Source organism: Paenibacillus sp. DMB5 (assembly GCF_001517085.1).
Classification (GTDB): domain Bacteria; phylum Bacillota; class Bacilli; order Paenibacillales; family Paenibacillaceae; genus Paenibacillus_AQ.
In genome coordinates this window covers 69,137-84,573 of sequence record NZ_LRAC01000124.1, presented here as the reverse complement: position 1 = coordinate 84,573, position 15,437 = coordinate 69,137, and the positions used below count along the sequence as shown (strand labels likewise).

The following is a 15,437-nucleotide window of genomic DNA, read 5'->3' as shown; positions in this document are numbered from 1 at the left end:
GCCTATATTCTTGAGGGTAATCAGGAAATGTAATCGCTTTTATAATGGAGAAGCAAGGAATTGATAACGAGGGGGAAAGGCTTTGAAAACAACAAAAATGCTTCGTCTAAGTCTTGCAATGCTTCTATTGTCATCTTTGGCAACAGCCTGTTCCGGGAATAACGGGAACAACGCCGGTGCAGAAACAACCAGCAAGCCCGATTCAACGAACAGTGCCAATACCGGCACTGAGGAAGTCAAAAAGGACAAGGTTACGTATACGATCTTTAACGGTGTTGCCGGCTCTAAGGATGGAAATACCAATGAGACGACGATCGGCAAAATGCTGGAGGATCAGACAGGCACCAACTTCAAGCTGGAGTTTCTCGTCGGCGACCTGAACACCAAGATAGGAACCATGATTGCCGCTAACGAATATCCGGATGTGCTGATTCCCGACGCGGCTATAGAAGAGGTATTGAACGCCGGCGCGTTTATTCCGCTCGACGATCTGATCGAGAAGTACGGACCGAACATCAAGCGCGTTTACGGCGACGACCTTGACCAGATGCGTTCCGCAGACGGCAAATTGTATTTCCTGCCATTGTCCGCCCAGGTCGGCGAGTTTGTGCCGGACCCCGAACCGACAGCAGCCTTCTGGGTACAGCGCCGGGTGCTGGATGAAGCAGGATATCCAAAGATCAAGACGCTGGATCAATATATGGAACTGATTGAGAATTATGCGGCGAAGCATAAGGATGAAGGACTGACCGGCATGGTGTCGCTTACCCATGACTGGAGATTTTTTGCCACCGCCAACCCGCCGATGCATCTGCTGGGATATCCGAATGACGGTAACGTGATGGTCGACCCGGCTACACTCGAGGCCACAACCTATTCCGGATCAGACGGAGCCAAACAATGGCTGCAGGCTCTGAATACGCTCAATTCGAAGGGGATGTTTGACAAAGCCTCCTTCGTCGATAACTACGATCAATACATTGCCAAGCTGACTTCCCATAAGGTGCTCGGGTTCTTCGATTACCGCTGGCAGGTACAGACCGCGCTGAATGTGCTGAAGGATGCAGCCCGGAAGGACCCGTCGCTCGACGGCTACAATTACTTCCCTCTGCCGGTTACCTTTGACGAAAGTATATCCGATGCTTATGTTGATGGTCCTGGCGGCCTGGTTACCAACCGCGGGGTCGGAATTACTGTCAGCGCTAAGAATCCGGAGCGGATCATCCAGTATTTTGACAATATGCTGAAGGAAGAAAATCAGATTCTTATCTCCTGGGGCATCAAAGGCGAAACCTATGAAGTCAATGAAGAAGGCCGCTATTACCGGACCCAGGAACAGATCAACAAAATCGACGAGGCCTTTAACGAGAAATTCGGCTTTAAGTATTACAGCTGGAACTGGCCAAGCTATGGCGGCAACTCAACGCTGTCTGACGGCAATGCCAAAGGCGTAGGTTATCAGCCGGAAGTATTCCAGATGAGCCTCACCGAAAAGGATAAAGAAATCCTGGCCAAATATGACGCCCAGACCTATACCCAAATGTTCGCCAAACCGATCGACCGTCCGTGGTATCCGGCATGGGGCTTCGTAAAGGAGCAGAATTCACCGGAATTGATGTGGGAGACTAATAAAGATGAGCTGACCAAAAAATATTATCCGAAGCTGGTTCTCTCCTCCCCGGACAAATTTGATTCCATCTGGAGCGATTTCCAGAAGGAATGGGGCAAGCTGGATACAGCCGGCTATGAAAAATGGACTACTGAGCAAGTGAAGAAGAAAGTAGATATGGGCAAAGCAAGCAAGTAAAGGAGATGAAGGGCGGCCGGAGCATTGGCGCGGCTATGGCTGCCGGCTGCCCTTTTTCCTCGGTAATCCGTACAGGGGCTGGAGGAGATAATGAGATGAATACAAAAACAATACTGGCAACGCCTCAAACAAAGACTGACCAGAAGCCTGCAGGCCTTCGGCTGTTTCTGAGCAAGCTGGTGAAGCAGCGGGTGCTCGTGTTTATGTCGGTTCCGTTTTTGATCTGGCTGTTTATATTTAAATACCTGCCGCTATGGGGCTGGACAATCGCTTTCCAGGATTACCGCCCGGCGCTTGGCTTCTGGGATCAGAAATGGATCGGCTTTTCGCACTTCAAATTTTTGTTCGGTGACGAACGGTTCCTCCGGGTGCTTCGCAATACGCTTGCTATGAGTTCGATTAATCTTATACTGGGTTTTTTAACCGCCATCGTACTGGCCTTGCTACTCAATGAAATCCGTCAGGTTGCCTTTAAGCGCATCGTACAGACGGTCAGCTATTTACCCCACTTTATTTCCTGGGTGGTGGCGGCAAGCATTATTCAAACCACCTTGTCCCCGGACGGTATTATTAATCAGCTGCTGATCTGGGCAGGGTTCATTGACAAGGGGCAGGAGTTCCTGTTTCTCGGAATTCCGCATTTTTTCTGGGGAATCTTCGGGGCAAGCTCGGTCTGGAAGGATATCGGCTGGAATACGATTGTGTATCTGGCGGCTATGACAACCATCGATCCGTCGCAGTATGAAGCCGCAGAAATGGATGGTGCAGGACGGTTCAAGCGGATGTTCTACATCACGCTGCCGGGCATTAAAAGTGTTGTTGTCGTACTGCTTATAATGAACATCGGCTATCTGCTGGAATCGGGATTCGAACCGCAATATTTGCTGGGGAACGGCATGAATGTAGACTATTCGGAGAATATCGATATTTTCGTGCTGAAATACGGGATTGCCCAGAGCAATTTCTCTCTTTCCATCGCAGCCGGCATGTTTAAGACGATCGTCAGCTTTATTCTGCTGTTCGTGGCGAATTCCGTTGCCAAACGCGCTGGCGAGTCCAGGCTGTTCTAGACGAAGAAGGAGGGATTTGAAGTGGAGAAAAGAAACCGGATCCGGACATCCAGGGGCGATAGAGTATTCGAGATTTGCAACTTTATCTTTATGATTCTGCTGATGATCGTTACACTCTATCCGTTCATTAATATACTTGCTGTTTCTTTAAATGATGCGCAGGATTCGATCAAGGGCGGGATATACCTGTTCCCGCGTGCTTTAACCCTGGATAATTATCAGTATGTATTTAAAGAAGCAACCATTTTCCATGCGACTCTCATTTCCATTCTGCGCACGGTGATTGGTACAGTTGTTACGGTACTGGGTTCAGCCATGGTGGCGTACACAATCAGCCGGGAGGATTATGTGCTGCGCAAATTCATTACAATTGCCTTTATTCTGACAATGTACTTTAACGGAGGATTGATTCCAAACTACCTTCTGATGCGCGATATGAATCTCGTCGGCAGCTTCTGGGTCTACATCCTGCCGGGCCTTATCGGTGTATTTAATCTGATCATTATCCGGTCCTTTATAGAAAATTTGCCGGAGAGCATTCTCGAATCCGGGAAAATCGACGGAGCCGGCGATTTCAAAACCTTTATCAGTATCGTGCTTCCGCTAACCCTGCCTGTATTGGCTACCGTAGCCTTATTCTCAGGGGTTTATCAGTGGAACTCATGGTTTGACGTATTCCTGTACAATTCTTCGAAGATTAACCTTAGCACCCTGCAATACGAGCTGCAGAAGATCCTGCAAAATTCCACAGCCAGCGCAGGTACCTCAAGCATGGACGGCATGATCAACGGAGCGAACGGATCGCAGCAGGGTGCAGTTACGCCGTTATCGGTCCGGGCGACGATGACGATCGTCGCTTCGGTGCCTATCATTATGGTCTATCCGTTCCTGCAGAAATATTTCGTCAAAGGCATGATGGTCGGCGGTGTAAAGGGCTGACGATAGGGAAGCCACGTTATCTTTACTGTTCAAGCTGCCGGAATTTTCGGCAGCTTTTTCTTTGTTTTTTTAGACTATAAGAATATGAGGATAGGTCAACGATCGGTTAGTTTAGGTCATGGACTTCAATCCTCCCGTGTACCTATAATCGAATTGACTATTGATATCTTCTATTAAAAAGGGCGGGATGACGTGGCAAAAAAGCAAGGAATAAATCCATACCTTCCTTCATGGGAATACATCCCTGACGGTGAGCCTTATGTATTTGAAGGCCGGGTGTATATTTACGGCTCGCATGACCGGTTTAACGGACACGTGTTTTGCTTGAATGATTATGTCAGCTGGTCTGCCCCGGCGGAGAACCTGGCTGACTGGAGGTATGAGGGGGTCATTTACCATTCCACGGATGATCCCCTCAATCCGGAAGGAAGCATGTGCCTGTATGCCCCTGATGTTACTGTCGGGCCAGACGGGCGGTATTATCTGTACTACGTGCTTGATAAGCTTCCCATCGTATCGGTGGCTGTATGCGATACGCCCTGCGGCGCATTCAGCTTCTACGGCCATGTGAAATATGCCGACGGGACACGGCTCGGAGAACGGGAAGGCGATGAGCCCCAGTTCGATCCCGGTGTCCTTACAGAAGGTGAACTTACCTATTTATATACCGGGTTTTGCGCACCGGGAGATAAGTCGAGAAGCGGCGCCATGGCTACGGTATTAGGCCCCGATATGCTTACCATCCGGGAGGAGCCTGTATTTGTCGCGCCGAGTGAGCCCTACGCTGCCGGAACCGCTTTTGAAGGACATGCGTTCTTTGAAGCGCCTTCCATCCGTAAGAGAGGAGACACCTATTACCTCATCTATTCCTCGGTTGCCATGCATGAGCTGTGTTATGCGACCAGCAAACATCCTACGAAGAACTTCGAGTACCAGGGAGTCATCGTAAGCAACTGCGATCTTCATATTGGTACATACAAGCCGGCTGCCAAACCGATGTATTACGGAGGTAATAACCACGGCAGCATCGTAGAGGTCGATGGAGCCTGGTATATTTTTTACCACCGGCACACCAATGGAACTGCGTTTTCCCGGCAGGGCTGTCTTGAGCCCATCCATTTCCTCGAAGACGGAACAATTCCCCAGGTTGAAATGACATCCTGTGGTCCTAACCGGGGGCCGCTTGAAGGTAGAGGGGAATATCCGGCATATTTGGCATGCCACTTGTTCTGTAATGCAGAAGAAATGTATACCGGCGGCTTTGGCCGTTCCGGGGCATGGATGGACAGCCGCTTCCCGAAAATCACGCAGGATGGGCGGGACGGCGATGAGGAAACCGGTTATATTGCCAACATGACGGATTCGGCTACCGCCGGGTTTAAATATTTTGATTGCCAGGGCGTTCAAAAGGTGCGGATCAAGGTGCGGGGCTATTGCCAGGGCGTGTTTGAAGTGAAAACAGCGTGGGATGGACCGGCCCTTGGGCATATTGCCGTAGGCTTCACCAACGTCTGGACAGAATATGCCTCGGAAATCAGCATTCCTGACGGGCAGCAGGCCCTGTATTTCACCTTTTCCGGTAATGGAAGCGCCAGCCTTGCCTCAATTGCCCTGGATTAACTTATGCTGAATGAAGGAGAGAGCAGCAATGAACAGAAATATCCAGGATTTTGAAGTGTCAGAGGCTCCGGCTGGATTTGACACTGAACGGGAAGCTATTGCCCGGGGAATGATTCAGGTGATTGAATACCCTTCTGGAACGGTAGGCCGTAACCGGCAAGCCAGGATATATACACCGCCCGGATACTCAGCTGATCAGGAATACAGTGTGCTTTATCTGCTGCACGGAATCGGCGGAGATCAGAATGAGTGGTACACGTATGGCATGCCTCAGATCATTCTTGATAATCTGTATGCTGACGGGATGCTTAGGCCGATGATCGTCGTTTTTCCCAATGGAAGAGCAATGTGGGATGACCGGGCGGAGGGGGATATTTTTGATGAAGAGAAGATCCGGGCGTTCGAAACGTTTGAGGCGGAATTGTTCGGGGATCTTATCCCTTTTATAGAAGCAAATTATCCGGTCCTGACGGACCGTCAGCACCGGGCCATTGCCGGATTATCCATGGGCGGCGGGCAGGCCCTGAATATCGGGCTTGGCAATCTGGACAAGTTCGCCTGGATCGGGGCATTCTCTCCTGCGCCGAACACCAGACAGCCTGAAATACTGGTTCCGGAGCCTAAGCGGACTGCGGAGCTGCTGCACCTGCTATGGATATCGTGCGGGAACCTGGATTCGCTGAAGCATGTCAGCAACAGGACACACGAATACCTGTCGCAGCATGCTGTACCGCATATCTGGGTGGAGGAGCAGGGCGATCACGATTGGCCTGTCTGGAAAAGCGGATTGTACCAGCTGGCTAAACGTCTCTTTTAATGAAGCAAGAAGACAGGGCAGTGATTTCCCGTTAACGGGAGAGTCACTGCCCTGCTTTGTTTACTGCTTATTTATTGGCCATTGCCTCTGCGCGCAATTTCACGATTTTTTCGGCCTTCACTGTATCTGCAGCAAACACATCCGTCCAGCCGAGACCGTTCACATCCGATTTCAGCTTGGTCCACAGCTGGTCGAATTCCGTCTGATTTTTGGCGAAAATCATTTTCCAGGAGGTATCCTTTACATAATCGGAAATCTGGCTCCGTTTATTCTTGATGTCGGAAGAGTCGGTACCGAGGCTCGTATTGATATTAGGGACAATATCAATCATATTATTTTTCTGATAATAATCAGTCGGGTTGACGGCATTGAACATACTCTGCCATTCGGTTGTAAGTGTAGTTTTATTAGCCTCTATTGTTGCGTTCCAGTAGTCCTTGTTGTAGAATTCGCCGGTATCGGGATCCACTGCAAAATCACCGATAATCATGCTGTTGATTTTGCTTTGTCCATCCTGATAGCCGCCGCCGCCATACTCGTCGGGAACAGGGGTATTATCCTGGAAGGCGGTCTGGCCGACTTCAGTCAGCTTAAATTTACCGTCCGCGGTTTTTTCATAATTGAAGCCTTCCATACCATTGGTGTAGTAGCGCAGCCCTTCCGGGGAAGACATCCAGTCCATGAATTCCATAATACGGTCCGGATCTTTGGCTTTGGAGCCGATGGCAAAGACGCGTCCGTTGCCGAAATAAGCATCACTGTTCTGAATAATATGGGTGTCGCCGATCGGAATAGCCACATTTCCGTCACCCTGCGCGCCTCTTTGCGGCGTGTTATAGAACCCTCTCTGCCATGAATACCATAACAGGAGCACCTGTTTATTGGTCAATTTTTCGGACACCTTGTTCCAGTCCTGGGTTGGTGAATCCGGATCGACAAGCCCTCTCTGGTTGGCATCAAAATAAAACTGGAGGATTTTCTTATACATGCTGTTATCATCAATGAGCGGAACGATGTCGCCCTTGGCATTCAGCTGTATGGTTGAGGTTCCGTCCGGCTGCTCATAGCCGTACCAGTTGCTCAGCCAGCGGACGTTTTCCATGCTCCCGTTATCCCAATCCTTCCATAGTGTAATAGGAGAGATAGGTTTTCCGTCAGCCGTAGCCGGATATTTCTCGTGCATAAGCTGCAGCGCATCCAAAAGGTCAGTCAGATTATTCAGCTTGGGCGACCCGATCCCCTTATAATAATCCCAGGGCATGAGCGGGCTGGAATATGGGATTTCCTCCGAGAAGGTGGTCGGCGAGGTATCGGCTACAAAGGTCGGCAAGCCGTAAATTTTACCGTCCGGATTCACTTTGTCAAAGGCCGCATTAAAAGGCTGGAAATGCTGGTCTACATATTTGGACAGGTGCTGCGTATTCTTGACCTTGTCGGTAATATCCATGATAAGTCCGGCAGGTATCAGCTCCTCCAGCTGACTGTTGTCAATAATCAGCAGATCACCGAGATCCCCGGCTGCCGATCTTGTTTTGTAGAGCTGATCCCCTGCAACCTGGGGGGAGAGAATATTCAGTGTGATATTAAATTTGTCCTTGATCAGCTTTCCGTACCAGCCCGTCTGCTCTCCCTGATAATTGGCCGCATTGTTAAACACGGTGATGGTAAGCGGTTTGCTATGATCGGGGCCGTTCCCCGGGTCTGCCGACTGGTTTGCCGGATTCGCAGAATCGGTTGCGTTTGCTGCCCCAGAATTGCCTGAATTCCCGCCGCATCCGCTCAAAGCTGTTGTTCCCAGAAGCATACAGGCTGCGAGTGCAAATACGGTCTTTCTGCGCAGTTTATTCTTTTTACTCATATACAACCCCCCTGAAGTAGTAAGCTTGTATTATAACGGCGCCCTGCTTGGCCTTAGCCTTTCACAGCCCCGATTATAATTCCCTTCACAAAAAACCGCTGGAAAAACGGATAGACCAGAAGAATGGGCGCTACAACGATGATCGTAACTGTCATGCGGATCGATGTAGTGGTCTGCTTGGTTGCGAGGCTTGCCATTGCCGTTGATCCGGCATTCTGCAGGTTAACCATGGTGGACAGTGAACTGGCCTGATTGATGTAGTTGTAGAGGATAAACTGCAGGCTGTACAGCTTGTTGTCCGTAACCAGCAGCAGCGTATCCTGAAAGGAGTTCCACTGGTTCACTGCCGAGAAGATCGCAACGGTCGCCAGAATAGGCTTGCTGATAGGCAGAATAATTTTGAAAAAGATTGTCATCGTTCCGGCTCCGTCAATACTGGCTGCCTGCTGCAATTCCTTCGGCGTGGATTCCACAAAGGTTTTTACCAGAATGATGAAGAAGGGGGCGACGATGGAAGGCAGAATGTATGCCAGAAAATTGTTGGTAAGATGCAGCGACCGCATGGTCAGATACCACGGAATAATACCGGCATTGAAGAACATGGTGATGATCGTGAAGCGGTACCAGAATTTTCTGCCCCACATGTCGTCCTGGGAGAACATGAAGCCCAGAAATGCAGAAGCTCCCACTGTCAGCAGGGTGCCTATGACCGTTCTTCCTAATGAAATGACAAAGGCATTCCATAAGCCGGGAATCTTGAACACATCAATATAATTCTGAAAATGAACTTGCTTCGGAAGGAAGATTATCTCACCTTTGGCGCTAAGATCGTTTGCACTGATCGTATTGATGATGATGGAATAAAAGGGATAAATACATACGAAGGTGAACAGAGAGAACAGCACATAAATGGTAATGGAGATCAGCTTGTCGGCTGTGCTGACCTGCATTCTGCTTTTCCTGGAAAAGCGGCGGCTGCTCTTTGCTCCCGGTTCCGTTCCCACGCTGCTCATACGATGCCCTCTCCCCTCAGTAATTTTGAAAGTCCGTTTACGGAAAAGAGAAGCACCACACTGATCAGGCTCTTGAGCATGCTGATGGCAACCGAAACGGAGTAGCTTCCGCCACCCATGGCCAGGTTGTACACATAGAGATCCAGGACCTGAATACTCTCCTTGTTAAATGCATTTTGAAACACAAAATATTGCTCCAGGCCATTATTAAGGAAGCTTGCAATCTGGAGCATCAGAAGCACGAAGTAGGTTGGCAGCATGCTAGGCAGCACTACATGCCGTATAACCTGCATTCTCGTTGCCCCGTCTACATAAGCGGCCTCATAGAGAGATTCATCAATCCCCATAATGGCGGCAATGTACAGGATGGCTGACCAGCCCAGTGTTTTCCAGGTGACCCAGACCCATTGGGTGATCCAGACATGCTCCGAGCTCTGAAGGAAGAGCACAGGCGAATCTATAAGCCCGATCTGATGCAAAAAGCCGTTGACGATGCCTTCACTCGAAAACATGGTAAAGGCTAAAGAGTAGACCAATACCCAGCTGATGAAGTTGGGAAGAGTGGTAACGGTCTGAATAAATTTCCGGAACCGTACCGCCTTTATTTCAGTCAGGAAAATGGCAAAGATCATGGGAAGCCAGGAGAACAGGATGCCCAGTCCGCTTATACCAAACGTGTTTTTGACCACCTGCAGCAGCTGATCTATCTTGACTTGATTTTCTACCAGAGAGTGAAACCATTTAAAGCCGACAAAAGGCGACTTGGACAAAGGGATGGGCGGCATATAGTCGAAAAAGGCATAGACCCATCCGTATAGCGGATAATAGGCAAAGACGGCCAGTAAAATCATAAATGGCAGGATATAAAGAAATTTGCTTACTGATCTGCTTCCCGTACTGTATTTGGGACCAGTCATCCAATCCACCCCTTGTGTCTATTTTGCGCGTTCAACAAAACCGTCTTTCTTTTTTTGTTAACGCTTACACAACTATGGGTTTATGATAAAGGTTCATTTTCCTGCGAACAATGACCTATCCTCACTGGTTATTGATCTATTGTTAGATGGGGCCTGATTTGCTTCGTTAGCGGTTGTTTTTGCCGGAGGCGGAATCTATTATATAGAATACCGGGGGGCTGAATAGAAGGCAGGAACGGGAGGAGAGGGCCGGATGAACCAGATTTACTATATTGAGACAGATGCAACGCATGAGAGCAGTTTCGTATTCGATATTCCCCAGGGCCATCCGTGCTGGCTGCTGGTTATCACCAAAACCCCTGCCCAATTCTGGGTTGACGGGCATATGAAGGAATACCCGGCACACTGTGCCATCCTGTATGAGGCTCACCAGAAAATTTATTACCGGGCCTGCGGGGGGCAATACGTTAACGACTGGCTTCGTTTTTCTTCCGATGAGACTTACATTTCAAAAGCGACACTGCCGTTCGGAGTCCCGTTTGCACTCGATGATCCGGAGTACTGCAGCAAGCTTTTTGAACTCTTGATCATTGAACATAACTTTAACAGGGACTACAAGGAATCCTCCGTTGATTGCTTGTTGCGCACGCTTTTCAATAAACTGCTGGAGTCTTATCATCATGAAGGCTTCCGGGCCCAATACTATAACCTGTTGAAGCTCCGCACTGCTATTCAGACTAATCCGGGCGATCATTGGACGGTTTCAAAAATGGCTCAATCCCTGCAGCTAAGCGCAGGTTATTTACAGAGTATATATAAAAAGACCTTTGGCATCTCATGTATAGAAGATGTTATTAACAGCAGAATCCGTTTGGCAAAAGAATATCTGCTCCACAACACCCTGAGCATCGCTGAAGTCGCTTTTCATTGCGGGTATCATAATGTGGAGCATTTCTGCCGGCAGTTCAAGCAATTTACAGGATCATCTCCCGGAAAATTTCAAAGCGGTAATGATGGCATTACCAATCGGGATCTTCCGGCGGATTCCAATTAAAAGGGGAGAGAGGGGGCGAAAAAGGGCATCCTTTAAGCCCTTCTCTTATCTGTCAAAAATAATCCCGGAATCAAAATAAACGCCAGCACAACGGTGGATACCAGGAACCCGGCATGATAACCCTTTAACCCGTCAGCAACCGTTGGCTGCAGGCCTTGGATGACTGTTGCCACAACAGTTGCGATGACAGCAGAGCCGAAGCTTGCTCCAAGATTCTCAATAATGTTAATCCCGACGCCTGCTTCCGCAAGCTGCTTGCTGTCTAGTCCTGTATAGGCCTCGCTCGTTAACGGGAGGCTGATGCCCCCGATGCTGGCCCCGCGGACGAACAGGACGATGGAGATCCAGATCATGCTGGTTGTATCGGTAATGAAGATTAGCGGGATTGATCCGATCAGGGAAAGGACGAGGCTGACGAGCACCACGTATTTGGCACCGATCTGATCGATCATTTTGCCAAGGAAAGGCCGGGTAATAAGCATCCCGACTCCCTGGGGGATCAGAGCGATGGCAGTTTCGATTGCCGTGAAATGACGGAAGTTCTGAAAGAAGAGGGGCAGAATCAGCATCGGGCCCATGATCGCAATGTTGGCCAGGAACAGGCCGATGCTGGAGGCTGTGAAGCTTGTATGGGCAAATAAATTCAGCGGAAGTACCGTCTGATTTTTTCTGATCCGGTTATATGCCAGATAGATAATAGCCAAGGCAAGACCGATGCCGGTCCAAAGCATGGTTTCGCGGTTATTGAAGGAGGCGTGATCGGCTGCTGTGGTAATGCCGTAGATCAGGGCTGCACTCATAGAAGACAGAACAAGGATCCCGAACAGATCGAGCTTACTTTCTTTGTTGAAGGGCTCGAAGTCAGGGATCTTTTTCATCATCAGCGGTGCTGCAATCATAACAACGAACACGTTGATGAAGAAAATCCAGTGCCAGGATGCCCCTTGCACGATGAAGCCGCCGATTACCGGTCCCAGGATGGGGCCGAAGATCATCGGGGTGCTGACGATAGCCATGACCCGGCCGAGATTGTCCGGACCTGCGGTTTTGACCAGAAGGGTGAACATCAGGGTGGTAATGACTCCGGCGCTAAAGCCCTGCAGCAGACGGAAGCAGATGAAGCTGGATATGTCCCAGCTGAATCCCACCAGAGCGGAAATGACGCCAAAGGCGATAACGGCGCCGACGAACACTTTTTTACCGTTAAATTGATTCATCAACCAGCCGGATACGGGGACCGCAACCGCGAGGGCCAGAACATAGCCTGTAATCGCCCACTGGATGATATGGAGGGTTGTGTTAAAATCCCTGGTTAGCTGATCTATAGCGATGTTCACCATTGTAGAGTCAAGCATCGGGGCGATTGCTCCAAGGGCTATGGCCCAGGCTGCAATGAGGATTTCTTTGGGTAATGCTGCCGTCTGTACATTTTCATTTGCCATGTTAATCTCCTAAAAAGTAATTTAGTTTCCTTGTCAACAAAACAATAACCTGATTTAGTTTCCTTGTCAACAAAAAAAGATCAATAAAAAACAGCCCGTTCTTATTAGAAGGGGGCTGCTTTTATAGATATGAGCTGCTGTTGGTTTAGATAGTTATCAGTCCAAGCTGTCTGACTTATTGATATCCAGACCCTGTTTCCTGATTTCGGCATCCAGATGCCGGCTGTACTTGTCGATGAAGCTGAGCATACTGTCATATTGCTCCCCGGTTACCTGCTCAAATACGGCTTGATCCCGCTCGCGGAACTCGTTGTGCAGCTTCTCGTGTATATTAAATATGGTTCTGCCCTGCTCAGTCAGCTTGAAATAAACCTCTTTCTTGTTATCCTGCTTCCGGTAGCTTTCGATAAGGCCTTTATCGGTAAGCTTTTTGGTTAATTTGCTGATGGCACCTTTGGTCATATACAGGGACTCCGCGAGCTTGGTCACATTGGAATCCGCATTTTTTTCGATACATTCAATGCAGTGAACCTCGGACGGCTTACAGCCTCTGAGACTCTCTTCCATCTTCGATTTATTAATCCAGGCCATCTTGTTAAATAAGTCCCGGAACTGCAGCATGACCTGATCCTGTTTATTAATGGCTAGTCGCCCCCGTATGCGTTATAAGATTATTGAGTTTTTAAAAGAGAATGCATTACATTAGTATAACTTGATTTTAGTTCATACAATATCTTTTTACAAAAAATTGACTGTTATGCTAGACTCAACAAGACATTATTTTCTTAACGATTTGCTCAGGAGGATATCTACCAGATGGCTCATATATTAGTGGTTGAGGATGAACAGCCGATCAGTGACCTGATTACGATGAACCTTAAGCTGGTCGGGCATACGTATGCCAAGGCTTATAACGGTCTGGAGGCGGCGGACATGCTGGAGCAGGAGCGGGCGGATCTGATTCTGCTCGATGTGATGCTTCCGGGACTGGACGGGTTTGCAGTGATGCAGCGGATTGCCCATTTGCAGATCCCGGTAATTCTGATTACGGCCAAACATGCGCTGGCTGACCGGATTAAGGGGTTCGAGCTGGGTGCGGAGGATTATATTATCAAGCCGTTTGAAATGCTGGAGCTGCTGGCCCGCATTAATGTCGTGCTGCGCAGGAATGAACAGGCAGTGCCGGCGTTTGTCTGCGATGGTGTGGAGGTGCGGTTCGCGGAGCGGCAGGTCCGTGTGGACCAGCAATCGGTCGATCTGACTGCCAGGGAATTTGAGCTGCTCGAAGTGCTGATCCGCAACCGTAATATTGCCCTTTCCAGGGAAAAGCTGCTGGAGCTGGCCTGGGGCTATGATTTTGCCGGTGATACCCGCACTGTAGATGTCCATATCCGTCAGCTGCGCAAAAAACTGGGCTGGGAAGAGCGGATCAAAACCGTATTCAAGCTGGGCTACCGCCTGGAGGTTCAGGTCTAGCATGCGGTTCTGGCATAAGATTCTGCTCGCCGTACTTGTTCTTTTTATTGTTGCCCTTGATGTAAGTGTCATTATGGTGATGAAAAAAAGCTGGCAGCTGAATATGGACAGCGAAACCAGACGGGCGGCGAGCGAGCAGACGTTAATCGCAAACAACATATTTGAAAATCTCGATTCGATCCGTGCACGTGGCAATACCCTTACTCCTGTCCTGCTGGCCAGCGTGGCGCAGTCGTACGGGGATTATTACCGCGGCCAGGGAATCGGCCTTGAACTGCGGGAGAATGGGAGATTGGTTTATCCCAGCCCCCGAGGCGGCCAGGCTGGCGGCATGGATGAGGTGGGTGAACAGGCAATCCGGTTATCGATGCCGCTGCCTGCTCCGTACCAGGATCTGGAGCTGACCTATAACCGCGATATCAGCGGGCTATATGCCCAGCAGCAGGAGCTGAACCGTTTCTTCGTGCTGATCAACTGGATTGCCGGACCGGTGCTGGCGCTGCTGCTCTACCTGCTGATCCGACGGCTGACGAAGCCTCTGAAGCAGCTGTCAGAGACCGCCCGCACGATCGCCGAAGGCGACTATTCGAACCGGGTGGAGCTGCGCAGCAGGGATGAATTCGGGGAGCTCGCGGTTCACTTCAACCGGATGGCTGCTGCAGTGGAGCAGCGCATGACCGAGCTCTCCGATATGGCGGAGGAGAAGCAGCGGATGGTCGATAATCTGGCCCATGAGCTGCGCACACCGCTGACGAGCATGCAGGGCTTTGCGGAGTTTCTTACCTCGGCCAACATCGGACAGGAAGAACAGATCAAGGCCGGCCGTTACATCTGGAGCGAAACAGTCCGGCTGAAGAATCTGGCCTTTAAGCTGCTGGATTTGTCCGTTCTCCGGCACCAGCCTCTGGAACTTTCCGAAGTGGAGGTATCCGGTCTGTTCGAGGCGGTGAGGCAGACAGAGGAGCATAGATTAAAAGAGCGCGGCATTCCGCTGGAGATAGAAAGCTCCATTCAAGCCGTGCGTGGAGATGCCGATCTGCTGGCATCCTTTCTGGTGAACCTGATCGAGAATGCGGTTCACGCCTCCCAGCCGGGCAGTCCGATACGCCTGCTCGCCTATGAGCAGAATGGAGAAGCTGTGCTGGAGGTGCGCGATAGCGGCAGCGGAATGACGGCGGAGCAGAGTAAACGCGCCTTCGAGCCATTCTACCGGGCAGACCCGGCGCGTTCGCGCCTGTACGGTAACGCCGGGCTTGGTCTGTCCTTATGCCGGCAGATTGCCGAGGCGCATCAGGCCCGGATTGAGCTGGAGTCTGTGCCCGGGCAAGGGACAAGCATCCGGCTTATTTTACAACTCCATAACAACTGGCCTCCTACTCTATAACATCCCGGGATTAAGGTATAGACAGATTAAACATCCCAGA

Annotated in this window: 13 protein-coding genes; 8 read left to right on the top strand and 5 right to left on the bottom strand. The window is 49.9% G+C overall.

The features are described from left to right. Positions 1 to 97 precede the first annotated feature (97 nt). From AWJ19_RS15200 to AWJ19_RS15180, 5 genes are all read left to right on the top strand, one after another. Positions 98 to 1,807 (top strand): ABC transporter substrate-binding protein, encoded by a 1,710-nt coding sequence (locus AWJ19_RS15200; protein WP_068722743.1) that lies wholly within the window; start codon positions 98 to 100, stop codon positions 1,805 to 1,807. A gap of 95 nt (positions 1,808 to 1,902) precedes the next feature. After that, complete coding sequence (locus AWJ19_RS15195) at positions 1,903 to 2,877, top strand: ABC transporter permease subunit (RefSeq protein WP_068722745.1); 975 nt, start codon at positions 1,903 to 1,905, stop codon at positions 2,875 to 2,877. A gap of 21 nt (positions 2,878 to 2,898) precedes the next feature. After that, a complete protein-coding gene (locus AWJ19_RS15190; protein ID WP_068722711.1) occupies positions 2,899 to 3,816 on the top strand; it encodes a carbohydrate ABC transporter permease in 918 nt (305 codons plus the stop codon). A 192-nt stretch (positions 3,817 to 4,008) separates the two neighbouring features. Next, positions 4,009 to 5,436: a family 43 glycosylhydrolase gene (locus AWJ19_RS15185; RefSeq protein ID WP_068722713.1), complete on the top strand. Its 1,428-nt coding sequence runs from the start codon at positions 4,009 to 4,011 to the stop codon at positions 5,434 to 5,436. Between the two features lie 28 nt (positions 5,437 to 5,464). Next, positions 5,465 to 6,253, top strand: coding sequence for an alpha/beta hydrolase-fold protein (locus AWJ19_RS15180; protein WP_068722715.1), 789 nt, complete (start codon positions 5,465 to 5,467; stop codon positions 6,251 to 6,253). Between the two features lie 67 nt (positions 6,254 to 6,320). Here AWJ19_RS15180 and AWJ19_RS15175 read toward each other — a convergent pair whose 3' ends face one another. Genes AWJ19_RS15175 through AWJ19_RS15165 form a run of 3 tightly spaced genes read right to left on the bottom strand, consistent with a single transcriptional unit; the run spans position 6,321 to position 10,041 of the window. Continuing rightward, positions 6,321 to 8,111, bottom strand: a complete 1,791-nt coding sequence (locus AWJ19_RS15175) for a hypothetical protein (RefSeq protein ID WP_068722717.1) — start codon at positions 8,109 to 8,111, stop codon at positions 6,321 to 6,323. 53 nt (positions 8,112 to 8,164) lie between these two features. After that, a complete protein-coding gene (locus AWJ19_RS15170; RefSeq protein ID WP_241781654.1) occupies positions 8,165 to 9,124 on the bottom strand; it encodes a carbohydrate ABC transporter permease in 960 nt (319 codons plus the stop codon). After that, on the bottom strand, positions 9,121 to 10,041 hold the full coding sequence (locus AWJ19_RS15165; RefSeq protein ID WP_068722719.1) for an ABC transporter permease subunit: 921 nt from the start codon (positions 10,039 to 10,041) through the stop codon (positions 9,121 to 9,123). Before AWJ19_RS15165 ends, AWJ19_RS15170 begins: the two co-directional genes overlap by 4 nt. Positions 10,042 to 10,294: 253 nt before the next feature. Here AWJ19_RS15165 and AWJ19_RS15160 point away from each other — a divergent pair, with 253 nt between their 5' ends. Further along, positions 10,295 to 11,095, top strand: coding sequence for an AraC family transcriptional regulator (locus AWJ19_RS15160; protein WP_068722721.1), 801 nt, complete (start codon positions 10,295 to 10,297; stop codon positions 11,093 to 11,095). A 32-nt stretch (positions 11,096 to 11,127) separates the two neighbouring features. On the opposite strand, the gene AWJ19_RS15155 is transcribed toward AWJ19_RS15160, so the two are convergent. Both AWJ19_RS15155 and AWJ19_RS15150 read right to left on the bottom strand, forming a co-directional pair. Next, entirely contained in the window at positions 11,128 to 12,537 is a 1,410-nt protein-coding gene (locus AWJ19_RS15155) for a DHA2 family efflux MFS transporter permease subunit (RefSeq protein WP_068722723.1), read from the bottom strand. A 156-nt stretch (positions 12,538 to 12,693) separates the two neighbouring features. Beyond that, entirely contained in the window at positions 12,694 to 13,179 is a 486-nt protein-coding gene (locus AWJ19_RS15150) for a MarR family transcriptional regulator (protein ID WP_068722725.1), read from the bottom strand. Positions 13,180 to 13,353: 174 nt separating this feature from the next. Here AWJ19_RS15150 and AWJ19_RS15145 point away from each other — a divergent pair, with 174 nt between their 5' ends. Together AWJ19_RS15145 and AWJ19_RS15140 are read left to right on the top strand one after the other, a co-directional pair. Continuing rightward, positions 13,354 to 14,013 (top strand): response regulator transcription factor, encoded by a 660-nt coding sequence (locus AWJ19_RS15145; RefSeq protein ID WP_068722727.1) that lies wholly within the window; start codon positions 13,354 to 13,356, stop codon positions 14,011 to 14,013. A 1-nt stretch (position 14,014) separates the two neighbouring features. Beyond that, positions 14,015 to 15,397 (top strand): HAMP domain-containing sensor histidine kinase, encoded by a 1,383-nt coding sequence (locus AWJ19_RS15140; protein ID WP_068722729.1) that lies wholly within the window; start codon positions 14,015 to 14,017, stop codon positions 15,395 to 15,397. Positions 15,398 to 15,437 lie beyond the last annotated feature (40 nt).

What these genes read in the sequence shown, in the direction of transcription:
- AWJ19_RS15200 (WP_068722743.1), top strand. Translation starts at nt 98, where the DNA reads ATGCTTCGTCTAAGTCTTGCAATGCTTCTATTGTCATCTTTGGCAACA.
- AWJ19_RS15195 (WP_068722745.1), top strand. Translation starts at nt 1,903, where the DNA reads ATGAATACAAAAACAATACTGGCAACGCCTCAAACAAAGACTGACCAG.
- AWJ19_RS15180 (WP_068722715.1), top strand. Translation starts at nt 5,465, where the DNA reads ATGAACAGAAATATCCAGGATTTTGAAGTGTCAGAGGCTCCGGCTGGA.
- AWJ19_RS15175 (WP_068722717.1), bottom strand. Translation starts at nt 8,111, where the DNA reads ATGAGTAAAAAGAATAAACTGCGCAGAAAGACCGTATTTGCACTCGCA.
- AWJ19_RS15170 (WP_241781654.1), bottom strand. Translation starts at nt 9,124, where the DNA reads ATGAGCAGCGTGGGAACGGAACCGGGAGCAAAGAGCAGCCGCCGCTTT.
- AWJ19_RS15165 (WP_068722719.1), bottom strand. Translation starts at nt 10,041, where the DNA reads ATGACTGGTCCCAAATACAGTACGGGAAGCAGATCAGTAAGCAAATTT.
- AWJ19_RS15160 (WP_068722721.1), top strand. Translation starts at nt 10,295, where the DNA reads ATGAACCAGATTTACTATATTGAGACAGATGCAACGCATGAGAGCAGT.
- AWJ19_RS15155 (WP_068722723.1), bottom strand. Translation starts at nt 12,537, where the DNA reads ATGGCAAATGAAAATGTACAGACGGCAGCATTACCCAAAGAAATCCTC.
- AWJ19_RS15145 (WP_068722727.1), top strand. Translation starts at nt 13,354, where the DNA reads ATGGCTCATATATTAGTGGTTGAGGATGAACAGCCGATCAGTGACCTG.
- AWJ19_RS15140 (WP_068722729.1), top strand. Translation starts at nt 14,015, where the DNA reads ATGCGGTTCTGGCATAAGATTCTGCTCGCCGTACTTGTTCTTTTTATT.